We start from the raw sequence: 16,420 nt of genomic DNA, 5'->3' as shown, positions 1-16,420 counted from the left end.
GCCCCCCAGGTCGTCGTACACGGCTACGGGGCGTGAGGCTTTTCGCGGCGCGCTGCGGGCCCGCCCGGAGCGCGCCGCAACCGCCTTCGGGCCCTCGACACCCCGCGGCACGATGCTGCGGGCCGCCCTCGGCCCCGAGCCCGTGGTTTTCTTCCGGCGCGCTCCGGGCTGGGCCCGGAGCGCGCCGGAACGTTTCTGCTTGCTCTGCTCCGCCTCCTCCCACCACCCCCTTCTACTTTCCATGCCCCCACGTGATGGGTGGGAGGAGGAGAGCGCGGGGGTCACACGGGCGGGGCCCGCGGGTCGGCGGAGGTCCGCCCGGGGTGGGCGTGGGCTGTGGAGGTGTACCCGGCGTGCCCCGCGGGCCCGCCGGGCCCGCCGTGGGGGCGGGGGTGGCGGGCGTTGTGGGCGGGCTGGGGGTGGACGGCCACGCCGAGAGTGGCCGGGGAGTCGCCCGTCACCGCGATGTCTCCCTCGCGGTCGGTGCGCAGGACGGTGGCGCCGAGTGCGCGCAGGTGGTCGACCGTCTTCGGGGACGGGTGCCCGTACGGGTTGCCCTCGCCGCAGGAGATGAGGGCCAGCCGGGGACGCAGGGCACCCGCCAAGTCCCAGTCCTGGTGGGCCGATCCGTGGTGCGCCACCTTCACGACGTCGGCCCTTCCCAGCCGGCCCAGCAGCGCCGACTGGGCCTGCGGTTCGAGATCTCCGAGCAGTGCCATCCGTAGTCCTCCTGTCAGTGACACCATCAGCGCCACACTCGCGTTGTTCGGTCCCGGTGCCTCGACCGCCGCACCGGGGACGGGCCACACCACGTCCCAGGCCAACTCCGCTCCCGCCGAACGCCGTTCACCCCGACCGGCTCTCAGCAGCGGGAGGCCCACACCTGCGGCCCAGCCCGTCACCCTGGCCGCCTCGCCCGGCGGGTCGTCCAGCGTGGTGCCCTCGACCGCACCGACCCTGCGGCCCCGCAACACCCCCGGCACGCCCTCGACGTGATCGGCGTGGAAGTGCGTCAGCAGCAGTAAGGGGACCGTCCGGATGCCGAGGTCGCGCAGGCATCTGTCGGCGGCGTTCGGATCCGGCCCGGCATCGATCACCACCGCGCTGTCCGGCTCCCCCGTCGCCAGGGCCAGCATGTCCCCCTGCCCGACGTCGCACATCACCAGTCGCCACCCCGTCGGTGGCCAGCCGGTGGCGATCCGGGCGAGCTGTGGCGGGCGCAGCAGCACGGCCAGCAGGACCACCACCAGGGCCCCCGTCACCAGGGCCCGGGCCCAGCGCCGCCGCCCGGGTGCCGGCCGCGGACCGCCCGACTCTGCCCGTCGGGGCAGCAGCAGCGGCGCCGCCCAGCAGCCGGCCAGGACGGCCAGCGCGACCGTCGCCGTGCCGAACCACCCTCCCGGCCAGGCCAGTTGTCCGCCAGGCAGCTCGGCGCCACGGCGTGCCACCAGGGCGAGCCAGCCCGCCGGCACTCCGGCCGCTTCCGCGAGCAGGCCGGCCGGGGCCGGGAGGAGCGGGTGCAGGACGAGTACCCCGAAGCCGAGCAGCGTCGCCGGGGCCACCGCCGGCTCGGCCAGCAGGTTGCAGGGGATGCCGACCAGACTGATGTGCCCGGACAGCACCACCGTCACGGGCGCGCACAGCGCCTGGGCGGCCGCCGTCGCCGCGAGCGCGCCTGCCAGGTGGTACGGCCAGCGGCGGGCCCGCAGGGCCTCGGCCCAGTGCGGTCCGAGGACGAGCAGCCCGGCGGTGGCGAGCACCGACAGCAGGAAGCCGAACGAGCGCGCCAGGAACGGGTCCAGCAGGACCAGTGCCAGGACCGCCCCGGCGAGCGCGGGCACCGCCTTGCGAGGTCGGCCGACGGCCAGGGCCAGCATGCCGATCAGACCCGTCCCGGCCGCCCGCAGCACGCTGGGTTCGGGCCGGCAGACGGTGACGAAGGCCAGTGTCAGCGCGGTGCCGAGCAGGGCGCCGGTGCGCAGCGACAGCCCCAGCACCGCGGCCAGCCCGCGCCGTTCCGGGGTGCCGGCCTGCCCGGGCGCGCCCAGCAGCGCCCCGAGGACGATCGCCAGGTTGGCCCCGCTGACCGCCACCAGGTGGACCAGGTCGGTGGCCCGGAAGGCGTCGTCGAGGTCGTCGGGCAGCCGAGAGGTGTCGCCGACCACCAGCCCCGGGAGCAGCCCGCGCGCGTCCGCCGGCAGCCCGTCGGTGGCCGAGCGCAGGCCTTCGCGCAGCCGGCCGGCGATCCGCTGCGGCAGGCTCGGCGGCGCCAGCTGCCGGGGCGGCCCGTGGACGACCAGCAGCGCGGCGGACTCGGTGTCATGCCCCTCCCCCGCCGGCCGTACCTCGGCCTCCGCCGTCAGCCGCTGGGAGGGCAGCAGCCGCTGCCAGGGCTCGCTCTCCGCCCCTCGGGCCATGACGGTCACGGGCGTGCGCGTGCGGGTGCTCCGCCCGTCCGGGAGCAGGGTGACGCGGTCGGCCACCGCGTCCACGGTGACGAGCGCCTGCCCGCCGGTGAGGCCGCCCCGGGAGGTGTGGGTCTTCGGATCCCCCGCGACGGTCAGCTCCACCTCCACCAGTGGGGAAGGGGTTCTCGGCTCGGCGGCCACGGACGCGCGGGCGAGCTCCGGCAGCGGGCCCCGGTGCAGGTCGGAGGTGTGCAGCGGGGTGGCGATCGCGGCCGCCGCGCCGGTGAGCAGGACGGCGGACAGCGTCGCCGCGGCACCGCGCCGGCGCAGGACCCCCGGCCGGGTGAGCAGGACGACGGCCGCGAGCACGGCAAGGCCGGCGACGGTGAACGCGACGGCCTCGTACCCCGGTTCCAGGCGCAGGAGCGCCGCCGTGACCGCCCAGGCCGAAACGGCGGGCAGCAGTAGCCGGAAGTCGGCCCCGGGAGAGCGGGGCGCAGCGGCCGGATCGACCGGCGTGGTGGCGACGGCCATGGCGGTACCTCCCTTCGATGGCCGAGGAAGCGGACAGGGATGACAGCGGTGGGGGCGGGCGTCAGAGGGTGAGGAGCGGTCGGAGTTCCGCGTACGTCCGGGCGCCGATGCCGCTGACCTGCCGGAGTTGGTCGAGGGAGCGGAAGGAGCCGTGAGAGGCGCGGTAGGCGAGGATGCGCTGGGCGAGGGTGGGACCGACGCCGGGGAGGGTGTCGAGCTGTTCGAGCGTGGCGTGGTTGAGGCTGACGGGTGGCCGGGGCATGGCGGGGCCCGGAGGTCCGTTCCCGCTCCCGACGACGGCCGGAGCGGGGGCGGGCGCCGGTTCACCGACCAGGATCTGCTCACCGTCCGTCAGGACGCGGGCCAGGTTGAGGTTCCTGGTGTCCGTGTCCGGCAGCGGACCGCCTGCCGCCTGCAGGGCGTCGGCCACCCGGGAGCCGGCGGGCAGGGTGTGCAGGCCAGGGAGGTGGACCCGCCCGCCGATGTCCACGACGACGGCCGCTGTCCCGCCGCCGACGCCGGACTCGGCACCGGCGCCGGGCCCGGCTCGGGACGCAGCGGCGGTGACGTCGGCGGGGACGGACGGATCGGCCCCCGCCGGGGCCGCGACCGCCGCCAGCGCGGGGACGGGGATCGTCTCCGGCCGGGACAGCCAGAAGTGCTGCACGGCGTATCCGACGGCGAACAGCAGCAGGACGGCCAGCCCGGCCACCGCGCGCCGGTCGAGCGCCAGCGCCGAGGCGAACGAACGGGTTGAGGGGGGTGAAGGGAACGAGGGAGAGGAGGGGAGCGGCGGCCGTGCCCCGGCCTCCAGTGGATCCGCGAAGTCGCCCGGATCCGGCGCAGCACCTGTATCCGGCGCCGTCGGCATCACTGCCGCCGCCGCTGCCGCCATCGGCAACGGCGGCGGCCCGGTGGCAGGCGCCGCCCGGTCCCCCGCCCGCGACGCGGCCGGTGCCGGGAAAGCCTCGCCCGAGCCGCCTTCCGGCTCGTCACCCGTCGGCAGCAGCGCGGCCATCCGCAGCCGCACCGTCTCGTTGATCGCATGGCGCTTCGCCGCGCCCAGGCCCATGGTCGTCATGCCGAGGACGGTAGGAGTCCTCCGGCGGCAGCGCGGAAATCAACGAAACCCTGTGGATAACCCAGGGGTTGTGGACAAAATGCGTCACTCACAAGAGTGGACGAGGCTGTCTGAAGTTGACCCATCTCCTGACAGACACCAGCTCGACCGACAACGAACCGGTCGCCTTCGGGCCGGCCACCCCGAGGCCGGCGACCCCGAGGCTGACCACCCCAAGGCCGTCCACCACGGGGCCGCCCGCGCTCCTCAGCGCGGCGCGACCACCACCGCCAGCAGCCCCGGCCCGACGTGCGCGCCGATCACCGCCCCCACCTCCCCCACGTACAGCTCCCGAAGCCCCGGCACCCGGGCCCGCAGCCGCTCCGCGAGCGGTTCGGCCCGGTCCCCGGCCGCCAGGTGGTGCACGGTGATGTCGACCTCCTGCTCCCCCGACCGCTCGACCGCGATCTCCTCCAGCCGCGCAATCGCCCGCGACGCCGTCCGCACCTTCTCCAGCGGCTCGATCCGCCCGCCGTCCAGGTGCAGCAGTGGCTTGACCGCCAGGGCCGAGCCGAGCAGCGCCCGCGCCGCCCCGATCCGGCCGCCCCGCCGCAGGTGCTCCAGGGTGTCGACGTAGAAGAACCCGCTGGTCCCGGCCATTCGCCGGGCGGCCGCCTCGGCCGCCTCGGCCAGGCCCTGCCCGGCCGCGATGGCCTCGGCCGCCGACAGCACCCCGTACCCGAGCGCCATCCCGACCAGTCGGCTGTCCACCACCCGCACCGGTACGGGTGCCTCGGCGGCGGCCAGCCGGGCGGCCTCGACGGTGCCGGACAGTTCGCCGGAGATGTGCACCGAGACGATCCCCTTCGCCCCGGCCTCGGCGGCCGCCCGGTAGGTGGCGGCGAAGGTCTCCGGGTTCGGCCGGGAGGTGGTCACCCGCTGCTTGCCGCGCAGCGCCTCGGCGACGTCCTTCGGGGAGATCTCGACGCCCTCGCTCAGGACCGAGTCACCGACCGCGACGCTCAGCGGGACCACCGTGATCCCGTGCCGGTCGAGGGTCTCCTGCGGCAGATAGGCCGTGGAATCGGTGACAAGCGCGAGGTCGGAGGGCATGAGCCGGAGGTTACTCCCCGTCGGTCCGGGACGACAGCGCCTGGTCCGGGCACCAACCGAAGGCCCCGCCCCGCGCCTCGCCCCTCCCTCGCCTCGCCCCTCGACCCGCGCCGCGCCTCGCCGCGCCTCGCCCCTCGACTCGCGCCGCACCACCGGCTCAGCCCGCCGAGGGCCCCGTCGAAGGCCCGGCCGAGGGCTTGCGCAGCCGCTGCGCCAGCTTGGTCAGCGGATCGGCGAGACCGAGCAGCTCCTCCGCGCTCGGACGCCCCTTACCGTCGGTCAGCCCGGCCCGAGCCGCACTCCGGGCCGCGCCCCCGGACCCGGCCGAACCGGAGGAACCAGCCGAACCGGAGGAACCGGAAGAACCGGCGGAACCCGAGGCACCCGCAGCGCCCCCGGAGGAAGCACCTCCCGCGGCGTCCCAGTGCCGCAGCGCCCCCGCCTCGCTCTCGCACTCCTGGCTCAGCCGGCTCAGCTCGTCGTCCGCGAACCGCTGCATCCGGTCCTGCGCCGCCCAGCGCATGGTCTCCGCCGAGTGCGTGATCCGCTCGGCCCGCTCGCGCAGCTCGGGCAGCTTGGCGGCGATCCGCCCGGTGTCCGGCTCGCGCTCCAGCATCCGCAGCTCGCCGTCGAGCTCGGCGGCGTGCTCGTCGAGCCGCTTCAGCAGGGCGAGCGCCTCACCGAGCTGGCCGTCCTGTGCGAGGCCGCTCTCCAGCACCTGCCGGGTGCCGTCGAGCGAGGTCCGCAGGCCGAGCCGGACGGAGGCGATCTGCGCGGGCGGGCCGACCTTGGTGTACGTCTTCGCCTTGAGGGTGGCGGTCTCCACGGCCCGACGGGCGCTGGCCTCGTGCTTCTCGATCTTCGCGCCGACGGCCTTGGCGGCCTTGACCGTGCCGACCACGGCCAGCACCATCACCGCGACCCCGAAGAGCAGGACCAGTCCGATCATCACGCCGAACACGTCCATCGCGCGCCACCTTCCGCCGTCGTTCCGGCCCCCACCGGGCCCAACGCGGGCCGCATCGCCGAGGGTTCCACGGTAGCCGCCGGGAGCCGTCCGAGGGCAGCCCGAGCGGCCCCCGCGAACGGAGATCAGGGTCAGATCCGGGATCTCCCCGAGGGCCCCCGACCATCCCCGAAACGCCCCGCGGGCACCCTCCGGCCCCGCAGAACGCGCCGGCGGGCACCGCGAGCACGCCCCGAAACCGCCGCAGCACGCCGAGCGAGCACCGCCCGGAGCCCCCCGCAAAACGCCGGACGGGCGCCCCGAAGGACGCCCGCCCGATCACTCCGCGCTCACGCCGCGGTGCGGCGGCGCTCACTCCACGCTGCCGCGGTCACGCCACGCTGCCGCGCTCACGCCGCGGGGCCACCCGCGGCAGCCGCACTCAGCCGGTGACGATGTTCACCAGCTTCGGCGCCCGCGCGATCACCTTCCGCACCTCGGCCCCGCCGATCGCCGCGACGACCGCCGGCTCCGCCAGCGCCAGCGCCTCCAGCTCGGCGTCGGAGATGCCCGGCGCGACCTCCAGCCGCGCCTTGACCTTGCCCTTGATCTGGACCACGCAGGTCACCGTCTCGTCCACCACGTACGCCGGGTCGGCGACCGGGTAGTCGGTGTGCGCCAGCGAGTCGCCGTGGCCCAGTCGGCGCCACAGCTCCTCGGCGATGTGCGGGGCCAGCGGCGCGACCATCAGCACCAGCTGCTCGGCCACCGTCCGCGGCGTGGAGCCGCGCTTGACCAGGTGGTTGTTCAGCTCGATGGCCTTGGCGACGGCCGTGTTGAAGCGCAGCGCGGCCATGTCGCCGCGGATGCCGTCGATCGCCTTGTGCAGGGCGCGCAGCGTCGCGTCGTCGGGCTCGTCCTCGGTGACGACCAGCTCGCCGGTGGTCTCCGAGACGACGTTGCGCCACAGGCGCTGCAGGAAGCGGTACGAGCCGACGACGGCGCGGGTGTCCCACGGGCGGGAGACGTCCAGCGGGCCCATCGACATCTCGTACAGGCGCAGCGTGTCGGCGCCGTACTCGTCGGCGATGTCGTCCGGCGCGACGGCGTTCTTCAGGGACTTGCCCATCTTCCCGGCCTCGCGCTTGACCGGCTCGCCCTGCCAGAAGTACTGGCCGTCGCGCTCCTCGATCTCGGCGGCTGGCACCGGGAAGCCGCGCTCGTCGCGGTAGACGTCGGCGGTGATCATGCCCTGGTTGAACAGCTTGTGGAACGGCTCGACGGACGAGACGTGGCCCAGGTCGTGCAGCACCTTGTGCCAGAAGCGCGCGTACAGCAGGTGCAGCACGGCGTGCTCGGCGCCGCCGACGTACAGGTCGGCGCCGCCGGCCGGCTTGGTCGCCGTGGGGCCCAGCCAGTACTGCTCGTTGGCCGGGTCGACGACCGCCGAGGAGTTCGACGGGTCGACGTAGCGCAGCTCGTACCAGCAGGAACCGGCCCAGTTGGGCATGGTGTTGGTCTCGCGGCGGTACTTCTTGACGCCGTCGCCCAGGTCCAGTTCGACGTTGACCCAGGCCTCGTTGCGCGACAGCGGGGTCTCCGGCGAGGAGGCGGCGTCGTACGCGTCGTAGGTGCGCGGCGAGTAGTCGTCGACCTCGGGGACCTCGACCGGCAGCATCGACTCGGGCAGCGCGTGCATGACGCCGTCCTCGTCGTAGACGATCGGGAAGGGCTCGCCCCAGTACCGCTGGCGGCTGAACAGCCAGTCGCGCAGGCGGTAGTTGACGGTGCCCTCGCCGATGCCGCGCTCGGCCAGCCAGGCGGTGACGGCGGCCTTGGCGTCGACGACGCTCAGCCCGTTCAGCGACAGGTCGCCTTCGGCGCGGGCGGAGTTGACGATGACGGAGTCGTAGGTGTCGAAGGCGTCGTCCCACTCGGCCGGGTCGGAGCCGCGCCCGTCGGTCGGCTCGACGACGCAGCGCATCGGCAGCGCGAAGGCGCGGGCGAAGGCGAAGTCGCGGTGGTCGTGGGCGGGGACGGCCATGATGGCGCCGGTGCCGTAGCCCATCAGCACGTAGTCGGCGATGAAGACCGGCACGGACGCGCCGCTGACCGGGTTGACGGCGTAGGCGCCGGTGAAGACGCCGGTCTTGACCTTGGCCTCGACCTGGCGCTCGACGTCCGACTTGGCGGCGGCGGTGGCGCGGTAGGCGGCGACGGCCTCGGCGGGGGTGGCGGCGCCGCCGGTCCACTCGGCGGGCACGCCCTCCGGCCAGGCGGCGGGGACGATGGAGTCGACCAGGCCGTGCTCGGGGGCCAGCACCATGTAGGTGGCGCCGAACAGGGTGTCGGGGCGGGTGGTGAAGACGGTGATCTTCTGGTCGCCGGGAGCCGCGAAGTCGACCCGGGCGCCCTCGGAGCGCCCGATCCAGTTGCGCTGCTGCAGCTTGATGGCCTCGGGCCAGTCCAGCAGGTCCAGGTCCTCGATCAGCCGGTCCGAGTACGCGGTGATGCGCATCATCCACTGGCGCAGGTTGGACTTGAACACCGGGAAGTTGCCGCGCTCGGAGCGGCCGTCCGCGGTGACCTCCTCGTTGGCCAGCACGGTGCCCAGGCCCGGGCACCAGTTGACCGGCACCTCCTTGGCGTAGGCCAGGCGGTACTCGCCCAGCACCTCGTCGCGCTCGGCGACGGACAGCTCGGCCCAGGCGCGCCCGCCCGGCAGCTCGCGCGCGCCGGACTCGAACTCGGCGACCAGCTCGGTGATCGGACGGGCCTTGCGGGCGTCCGCGTCGTACCAGGAGTTGAAGATCTGCAGGAAGATCCACTGGGTCCAGCGGTAGTACTCCGGGTCGATCGTGGAGATCGAGCGGCGCGGGTCGTGGCCCAGGCCCAGCCGGCGCAGCTGCTGGCGCATGTTGGCGATGTTGGCCTCGGTGGAGACCCGCGGGTGGGTGCCGGTCTGCACCGCGTACTGCTCGGCGGGCAGGCCGAAGGCGTCGTAGCCCAGCGTGTGCAGCACGTTGTGGCCGGTCATCCGCTGGTAGCGGGCGAAGACGTCGGTGGCGATGTAGCCCAGCGGGTGGCCGACGTGCAGGCCCGCGCCCGAGGGGTACGGGAACATGTCCATGATGAAGCTGTGCGGCTTCGCGGCGACGTCTCCGGCCGCCGGGTCGGCCAGCGCACCGGTGGGGTTGGGGGCGTGGAAGGTGCCCTCCTTCTCCCAGATGTCCTGCCAGCGGGACTCGATCTCGGCCGCCAGCGCGGCGCTGTACCGGAACGGCTCGGTCGCGGTCTCGGCCGCGCCGGACGCAGGGGTCGTCTCGCTCATGGTCCTTCAAGCTCCATCGGTGTCAGTTGGCGAACCGCGCAGGCGGCCGGCCCGTTGACCCGGCCCGGGACGGGGTCGGGGGCGGAAAACAAAAAATCCCCTCGCAGGAGGGGACGCCACGCCGACTCCGGCACCGCCCGGGGGCGCAGCCGGTCCTGGTCAGCGCGGCCGGCTAAGGAGCAGGCGCACGGTTCGCATGGGCTCAGGGTACCGCAAGCGGGTCGGCGGGCCGCGGGGCATACCCGCGGGGCGGCCGCGCGCACGCGGGGCCGCGCGGGCCGGAGGACGCGGGCAGGACCGAGCGGGGCCGCACAGGACCGCACGGGACCGAGCGGGACCGCACGGGCCGCCCTACCGCGCCGCCACCCGCCCTACCGCGCGGCCGCCCGCCCCGCCGCGTCGAACTCCCGCAGTGCCTTCGCCAGCCGCTCGGACTGCATCCCCGCCGCGAGCGAGCGCGCCAGCGAGGCGGTGCGGGCGGCCTCCCGCTGGTCGCCGAGCCTGCGGTGGGCCTCGGCGAGGCGCACCATCAGCAGCGCCTTGGAGCGGGCCCGCCCCGGCCCGAGTCCGGCCACGGCCTCGGCGAGCAGCACCTTCGCCATCCGGTGCCGGCCGAGCGCCAGCCGGCCCTCCCCCACCATCCCGGCGACGCCGGCCCGGGTCTCCTCGGCGCCGGGCAGGCCGTCCAGTTCGGCGAAGGCCCGGGCGGCGGCCTCGTCGGCCCGCTCGGCCTCGTCCCGGCGGCCGTACGCGCGGGCGAGCCGGCCGTACTGGCGGGCCCGGGAGGTGGGGCTGAGGACGGCGCCGTGGGTTTCCAGGGCGGTCACGAGCGCGGAGACGGCGTCCAGTCCGCGCCCGCCGGAGCCCTGGGTGGCGAGCACGACCAGCGCGCCGAGCACCGCGACCCCGAGCCGGGGGTCGCCGCTGACGTGGGCGGCGCGCAGCGCGGCGACGAAGGCGCGTTGGGCGGCCGCGTCGTGGCCGAGGTCGTACGCGGCCCAGCCGGCCAGCCGGGCGAGTCTGCTGGCCGTGCCGTACAGCTCGCGGCCGAGCCGTTCGTCGTACGCGCCGAGTTCCAGCAGCTTGGCCAGCATGGCGAGTTCGGCCCGGACGGGGCCGAGGACGAGGCCGCCGCCGCAGGCCCGTTCGAGCTTCTGCTTGCTGCGGTAGGACAGGCCGAGCTCGCCGGCCAGCCCGGGTTCGACGCGCAGCGCGCCCTCGCCGCCGCCGACGGGCGGGGGCGGGGAGTCGAGGCGGGCGGCGGCCTGGTCGAGGTCGGAGCTGCGGAACAGGTCGGTGAGCCGGACGGGTCCGGCGTCGGTGGCGGCCTCGCGCAGCGCGGTCTGGGCGGTGTCGGCGGTCCACGGGTCGGTGAGCAGCCGGGGCGAGAGGATCTTGGCGCCGCGGTGGCCGCCCATCCGGCCCCAGAGCTGTTCGTAGGTGACGGCGATGCCGAGGGTGCGGCTGAGCACCTCGCAGACCGCCTGGTCGTGCGGGCTGCGCGGCACCATGCCGCGGTCGCGCCACTTGTACGGGGCGGTGGAGCTGATGGCGAGGCCCGGCGGCAGGGCGAGGCTCACCTCGCGGGCGAGCCGTTCCGGACTCCAGCCGAGCTGGTGGAGTATCCGGGCCAGTTCCTCGTTCCGCCTTCGCTCCAGATCGGCCATGGCACGACGGTAGCGGGATTCCGGGCTCCGCGACCGGTGGCGCGGGCAGAACGGCGAAGAGCCGCCTCCCGTTTCCGGGAGGCGGCTCTCGACTGCTGTGGAGCTATGGGGAATTGAACCCCAGACCTCTTGCATGCCATGCAAGCGCTCTACCAACTGAGCTATAGCCCCTTGACCTGCGATGTCACCGTGGTTCCCGGTTGTTTCCGGCCGTTTCCCTCGGCGACATCGACTACTTTACACGGTCCTGGGGGTGCTCCTGAAATCCGTTTCCCGAGGTCCGCACCACGCGCCCCGGGAGCCCCGCTTCCAGAGCCCCGGGGCGCGGGAAGCCGCGCACGCGCCCGGCCGTCACGCACGCGCCCACCACGCCACTCGTCCGGCTACCGCACCACGCGCTCGCCTCCCGCGACACGCGCCCGGCTACCGCGCCACCCGCCGGCCGCGCGCCGCGAAGCCGGCGGCCACCAGCACCGCCGCGGCGTCGAGCAGCAGGGCGGTCCGCAGCGCCTCCCCCGACTCGGCGGCCGGCGCCGGCAGGTCGACCTGGCCGAGGAACACCGAGCCCAGCACCGCGACGCCGATCACCTGGCCGAGCTGGATGACCGTCACCAGCACGCCGCTGGCGTCGGCCGCGTCCCCGGGCGCCACCCCCGCGAGCGCCCGGGCGACCAGCGGTGAGTACGCGCAGCCCGCGACCAGGCCGAGCGCGGCCATCTCCACCAGCGGCCCGGCGCCGATGTCCGCCCCGCCGCCGAGCATCAGCCCGAGCAGCAGGTAGCCGCCGCCGAGCAGCGCCCCGGCGAGCGCCGGCAGGATCCGGTGCAGCCGGCCCGGCAGCCGGTGCCAGTGCAGGCTGGACAGGCCGAAGCCGACGGCGACGGGCGCCGAGCAGAGCCCGGCCTTCAGCGCGGTGTGGCCGAGCGCGGCCTGCTGGTGCAGGGCGAAGGTGAACATGAAGCCCGCGAGGGCCGCCATGATCGCGAACAGTCCGGCGGCCGCGGGGCGCAGCCCGGGGGCGCAGCCCGGGGGCGCAGCCCGGGGGCGCGCAGCACCCGGCCGGAGATCAGCGGCTGCCCGCCGCGCCGGGCGGTCCGGCGTTCGACGGCCACGAAGAGGCCGAACAGCAGCACGGCGGCCGCGATCATCGCCCAGCCCCAGACGGGCCAGCCCAGCTCGTGGCCGAGGACGAGCGGGACCACCAGCAGGCCGAGGGCCATGCCGAGCACCACCAGGCCGGGGAGGTCGAAGCCCCGGGTGGCGTCCCCGGGCAGCCGGGTCAGCAGCCGGGCGCCGGCCGCGAGCAGCACCACACCGATCGGCAGGTTGACCAGGAACACCGGCCGCCAGCCGCTGCCGAACAGGTCGGCGCTGACCAGGACGCCGCCGAGCACCTGGCCGAGTGCCATGCCGCCGGCCAGCACCGCCGAGTAGAGGCCGAGCGCCCGGATCCGGGCGGCTCCGGTCAAGGTGTGCTGGAGCAGGCTCATCACCTGGGGCACCATCAGGGCCGAGCCGGCCCCCTGGAACAGCCGGAAGGCGATCAGCCAGCCGGTGGCCGGGGCGAGGCCGCAGGCCAGCGAGGCGGCGGTGAAGGCGGCCAGGCCGAGCTGGAAGAGCCGGCTGTAGCCGTACCGGGCGCCGAGCCGGGCGCCGGTGATGAGCAGGACGGCGTAGCTGATGGTGTAGCCGGCGATGACCAGCTGGAGGGCGGCCCCGGAGGCGCCCAGGTCGGTTCGGATGGTGGGGACCGCGACGTTGACGATGGAGACGTCGAGCACGGCCATGAACTGCCCGCACAGGACGAGCGCGAGGAGCAGCCCGGGCCGGGCCGTCGGGGCCCGGGTGGTGCGTCCGGCGGGGCGGGGCCGGCTCTGAAGGTCCGTCATGGCAGCCAGCCTGGGCCCGTCCCGGTACTGGTGGTTAGAGCCTGCCGATCCTGGTACCGGCAGCACCTGTATCGGCGGCCCGGGCTGCGGCACCATGGGGCCATGACCGTCCTGGAGGCGGATGTCGGCGCGCAGCGAGCTGTTCCGGGAGCTGTGGGACCGCCAGGAGGTCGCGCCGCCGGAGGCCTGGCTGCGGGTGTTCCGCCACCCGGAGGTCGGGGTGCTGCGGCTGAACGCCACCTGTCTGACGATGCCGGGCGTGACCGAGTGCTACATCGTGGTGTACGTGCCGGCCGGCCCGGAGGACCGGGAGCGGGTGGAGCGGCTCGACTCGCTGCCGCCGGGCGGCTGGGCCCACACCTGCGAAGCGTGAGGCCGGAACGCCGGAAGGCCGCCACCCCTTGGGTGACGGCCTTCCCAACCACTGTGGAGCTATGGGGAATTGAACCCCAGACCTCTTGCATGCCATGCAAGCGCTCTACCAACTGAGCTATAGCCCCGCGACACGGGCGACCCTGGCTGACCACGACCGCCGATGCGGAGTGGAGCTATGGGGAATTGAACCCCAGACCTCTTGCATGCCATGCAAGCGCTCTACCAACTGAGCTATAGCCCCGCACTCACCGGATCTCCCGCTTCCCTTCCGGGCCGCGTTCCTTCCCTGCGAACGAGGAAGACTCTAGCTGGTCAGGGCCGGAACTGCGAAATCCGCTCCTCCAGAGCCCCGCCGAGGGCCCCGCCGAGGGCCCCGAGAGGCCCCCGGCGCCCGGTGCCGCCCGCACCGGTACCGCTCAGGTGTCGTCGCCGATGACCGGCTGCGGGAGCGTGCCCGCGTTGTGCTCCAGCAGGCGCCAGCCGCGCGACCCGTGGCCGAGCACCGACCAGCAGCAGTTGGACAGCCCGCCGAAGCGCTCCCACTGGGCCGGCTCCAGGTCGAGCAGCCGCCCGAGCATGGTGCGGATCGTCCCGCCGTGGCTGACCACCACCAGCGTGCCGTTCTCCGGGAGCTTGCCGACGGCCTCCAGGACCACCGGCACCGAGCGGTCGGCGACCTCGGTGGCCAGCTCGCCGCCACCGCCGCGCCGCACCGGCTCGCCGGCCGCCCAGGCCTCGTACTCCTCCGGGAAGCGCGCGCGGATCTCGGCGTTGGTCAGGCCCTGCCAGGAGCCCGCGAAGGTCTCCCGCAGGCCCTCGTGGTGCTGCACGTCCAGCCCGGTGACCTCGGCGAGCTCCGCGGCGGTGCGCCGGGCCCGCTTGAGGTCCGAGGAGATCAGCAGGTCGGGACGGAGCCCGGAGAGCAGCCGGGCCGCCCGCTGGGCCTGCAGGACGCCCTGGCCGGTCAGCTCGATGTCCGTGGTGCCCTGGAAGCGCGATTCGAGGTTCCAGGAGGTCTGGCCGTGCCGCCAGAAGACGATGCGCGGGCCGCGCGCGCCGCGGCTCAGTGCAGGTCCTCGGGCTTGCCGAAGTCGTCGGCGGGGGCGACGGCGTTGCCGGCCTCGTCGGTGTGGGCGTCCGGACGGTTGCGCGAGGCCAGGGCGTCCTCGGGCAGCGGCAGCTCGGGGCAGTCCTTCCAGAGCCGGTCCAGCGAGTAGAAGGAGCGCTCCTCGGAGTGCTGGACGTGCACGACGATGTCCAGGTAGTCGAGCAGGATCCAGCGGCCCTCGCGCTCGCCCTCGCGGCGCACCGGCTTGATGTCCAGCTGCTCGCGCAGCTGGTCCTCGATCTCCTCGGCGATCGAGCGGACCTGGCGGTCGTTGTTCGCGGAGGCGATCAGGAAGGCGTCGGTGATCGACAGCACCTCGCTGACGTCGAACGCGATGATGTTGTGCGCGAGCTTGTCGGCCGCCGCCTGCGCGGCGACGGTGATGAGCTGCTGGCTGTGGTCGGTGACGGTCACGGTGTTCTTCCGGCTAGGCGGCTTGGGGCGCCCCGGCGCGGGCCGGGGTCGCCTTCCAGGATCTCACGCCGCCCGGGCGGGCCCGGAACCGATTTCCGGGCCCGCCCGGGCCACCGCGCCGCGATCACCGGACCGCGCGGGCCCGGGCCGTCGTCCTACGGGTTCTTCGGCGGCTGGTAGTCCTTGCCGAGCACGACCAGCAGGTCCGCGTTCTGGGTGTCGCCGGTCACCTTCTTCACCGCCGTGTCGGGCAGCCCGAGGCTGGTCGCCAGCGACTTCGCCGCGCCCTGCCGGGCGTCGTCGGTGTAGCGGATCTCACTGGCCGGCTGCGGGGCCGCCTTGGCGCCGCCCGGGATGAAGGTCAGGCCGGAGTTGACGATCTGGACCTGCGCGGCGGCCGCCGACGCGTCGTTGCCGCTGGCGTCCTGGAGCGCGACCCGGGCCGGGGCGTCGCCGACGGCCGCGGACTTCACGGTGCCGCCCAGCACGTCCTTGACCTGCTTGCCCGCGGTCGCCTCGTCCAGGCTGCCGTCCGGCTTGACGGTCAGCGCGGTGGTGCCGAGGTGGCCGTCCTTCGCCTGCTGGGCGAGCTGGACGAGCACCCCGGCGAGGGCGTCCTCGGGCAGCGAGGGGTCGAGCACCGCGTTCATCCGGTGCACGTCGTCCTTGGCGTCCTTGAACTCGGTCGGCATGGTGCGCACCACCGCGTCCAGGACCTGCCCGAACCGGGCCAGCTGGGCGTCCCGGTTCTCGCCGGGCGCCTGCAGGGTCGCGTACGCCACCGCGGCCTTCCCGCTGAGCATGGTGTTCTTCCCGGCCGCGGAGAGCAGCTTGCCGTCCGGCTTGCCGCCCTCGTGGGTCTCGGCGTTGGTGTCCACCCGGACGCCGCCGAGCTGGGAGACCAGCAGTTCCAGGTACGGGGTGTCCAGCCGCCAGGTGCCGGCCACCGGGGCGCCCAGCACGGTGGACAGGCCCTCGCGGGTCGCCGAGGCGCCGATGCCGTCCATGGACTGGCCGACCGTGGTGACCGGCGGGTCCCCCGGGCCGGGCAGCCGCAGGTTGTCGGGCAGCAGCAGCACCGTGCCCTTCTTCCCGGAGGCGTCGTTGACCAGCAGCGCGCTGGACACCTTGCCCTGGAGGTCGCGCAGGTGGACGACGTTGACCTGGCGCCCGCCGGCGGCGGCGGCCGCGGTCGGCTTGTCGCCGGCCAGGAAGAGGTACCCGCCGACGCCGCCGGCCGCGAGCGCCACCACCACACCGAGGCCGATCAGCCGGTTGCGCAGCTTGCGGCGGCGCTCGGCGCGCACCTCGCTGCGGGACTCGGCGAACTTCAGCCAGTCGATGACGTCCTCGGTCTCCTCCGCTTCCTCGTCGACGAAGGTGAACTCGCCCGTGGTGTAGCTGTCCTTGGGCGCCTTGCTCCCGGCCTTCCCGCCCTTTCCGGCCCGCGCCCCGGCGACCTGCTCGGACGGCGGCGCGGCCTTGGCCGGCACCGCCTCCTCGGCGGGCCGGGGCACCCGCGGCCGCGGCGGCGCGGCGACGGGGGCCGCAGCGGCGGCCGGGGCCGGAGCCGGG

12 protein-coding genes and 3 tRNA genes are annotated in these 16,420 nt (G+C 74.8%); 1 reads left to right on the top strand and 14 read right to left on the bottom strand.

The genetic code is table 11. From position 1 onward, the window contains the following. Positions 1 to 281: 281 nt before the first annotated feature. The 9 genes from ACFWP2_RS00075 to ACFWP2_RS00035 all read right to left on the bottom strand — a co-directional run bounded on the left by ACFWP2_RS00075 (position 282) and on the right by ACFWP2_RS00035 (position 12,948). Positions 282 to 2,942 (bottom strand): ComEC/Rec2 family competence protein, encoded by a 2,661-nt coding sequence (locus tag ACFWP2_RS00075; protein ID WP_380446520.1) that lies wholly within the window; start codon positions 2,940 to 2,942, stop codon positions 282 to 284. Between the two features lie 61 nt (positions 2,943 to 3,003). Next, positions 3,004 to 4,023 (bottom strand): helix-hairpin-helix domain-containing protein, encoded by a 1,020-nt coding sequence (locus ACFWP2_RS00070; protein WP_380446517.1) that lies wholly within the window; start codon positions 4,021 to 4,023, stop codon positions 3,004 to 3,006. Between the two features lie 246 nt (positions 4,024 to 4,269). Continuing rightward, entirely contained in the window at positions 4,270 to 5,115 is an 846-nt protein-coding gene (locus ACFWP2_RS00065) for a DegV family protein (protein ID WP_380446514.1), read from the bottom strand. A 157-nt stretch (positions 5,116 to 5,272) separates the two neighbouring features. Beyond that, positions 5,273 to 6,082 (bottom strand): hypothetical protein, encoded by an 810-nt coding sequence (locus ACFWP2_RS00060; RefSeq protein WP_380446511.1) that lies wholly within the window; start codon positions 6,080 to 6,082, stop codon positions 5,273 to 5,275. Between the two features lie 421 nt (positions 6,083 to 6,503). Beyond that, positions 6,504 to 9,392, bottom strand: coding sequence for a leucine--tRNA ligase (gene leuS, locus ACFWP2_RS00055; protein WP_380446508.1), 2,889 nt, complete (start codon positions 9,390 to 9,392; stop codon positions 6,504 to 6,506). Between the two features lie 371 nt (positions 9,393 to 9,763). Next, positions 9,764 to 11,059 carry a hypothetical protein gene (locus tag ACFWP2_RS00050; RefSeq protein WP_380446505.1) on the bottom strand — a complete coding sequence of 432 codons (1,296 nt, stop codon included), beginning with the start codon at positions 11,057 to 11,059 and terminating at the stop codon, positions 9,764 to 9,766. Positions 11,060 to 11,157: 98 nt separating this feature from the next. Beyond that, positions 11,158 to 11,230, bottom strand: a tRNA-Ala gene (locus tag ACFWP2_RS00045). Between the two features lie 252 nt (positions 11,231 to 11,482). Next, entirely contained in the window at positions 11,483 to 12,037 is a 555-nt protein-coding gene (locus tag ACFWP2_RS00040; protein WP_380446502.1) for a hypothetical protein, read from the bottom strand. Next, positions 11,965 to 12,948 (bottom strand): MFS transporter, encoded by a 984-nt coding sequence (locus ACFWP2_RS00035; RefSeq protein ID WP_380446500.1) that lies wholly within the window; start codon positions 12,946 to 12,948, stop codon positions 11,965 to 11,967. The genes ACFWP2_RS00040 and ACFWP2_RS00035 overlap by 73 nt, the downstream gene beginning before the upstream one ends. Positions 12,949 to 13,069: 121 nt before the next feature. Between ACFWP2_RS00035 and ACFWP2_RS00030 the strand changes: the two genes are divergently transcribed. Beyond that, on the top strand, positions 13,070 to 13,321 hold the full coding sequence (locus ACFWP2_RS00030; protein WP_380446497.1) for a hypothetical protein: 252 nt from the start codon (positions 13,070 to 13,072) through the stop codon (positions 13,319 to 13,321). Positions 13,322 to 13,375: 54 nt separating this feature from the next. Here the strand turns inward: ACFWP2_RS00030 and ACFWP2_RS00025 are convergent. From ACFWP2_RS00025 to ACFWP2_RS00005, 5 genes are all read right to left on the bottom strand, one after another. Beyond that, positions 13,376 to 13,448 (bottom strand) — tRNA-Ala (locus tag ACFWP2_RS00025). A gap of 43 nt (positions 13,449 to 13,491) precedes the next feature. Continuing rightward, a tRNA-Ala gene (locus ACFWP2_RS00020) sits at positions 13,492 to 13,564 on the bottom strand. A 175-nt stretch (positions 13,565 to 13,739) separates the two neighbouring features. Further along, positions 13,740 to 14,390, bottom strand: coding sequence for a histidine phosphatase family protein (locus ACFWP2_RS00015; protein ID WP_380447467.1), 651 nt, complete (start codon positions 14,388 to 14,390; stop codon positions 13,740 to 13,742). After that, positions 14,387 to 14,845: a ribosome silencing factor gene (gene rsfS / locus ACFWP2_RS00010; protein WP_224284631.1), complete on the bottom strand. Its 459-nt coding sequence runs from the start codon at positions 14,843 to 14,845 to the stop codon at positions 14,387 to 14,389. Before rsfS ends, ACFWP2_RS00015 begins: the two co-directional genes overlap by 4 nt. Positions 14,846 to 15,000: 155 nt before the next feature. Further along, positions 15,001 to 16,420, bottom strand: a 1,420-nt coding sequence (locus ACFWP2_RS00005; RefSeq protein ID WP_380446494.1) for a LytR C-terminal domain-containing protein, incomplete at its 5' end; no start/stop codon positions are given.

The sequence above is a fragment of the Kitasatospora sp. NPDC058444 genome, assembly GCF_042721415.1.
Lineage (GTDB): Bacteria > Actinomycetota > Actinomycetes > Streptomycetales > Streptomycetaceae > Kitasatospora.
Note: the sequence above shows the minus strand (reverse complement) of the source record. Positions and strands in the feature narration are given on the sequence as shown.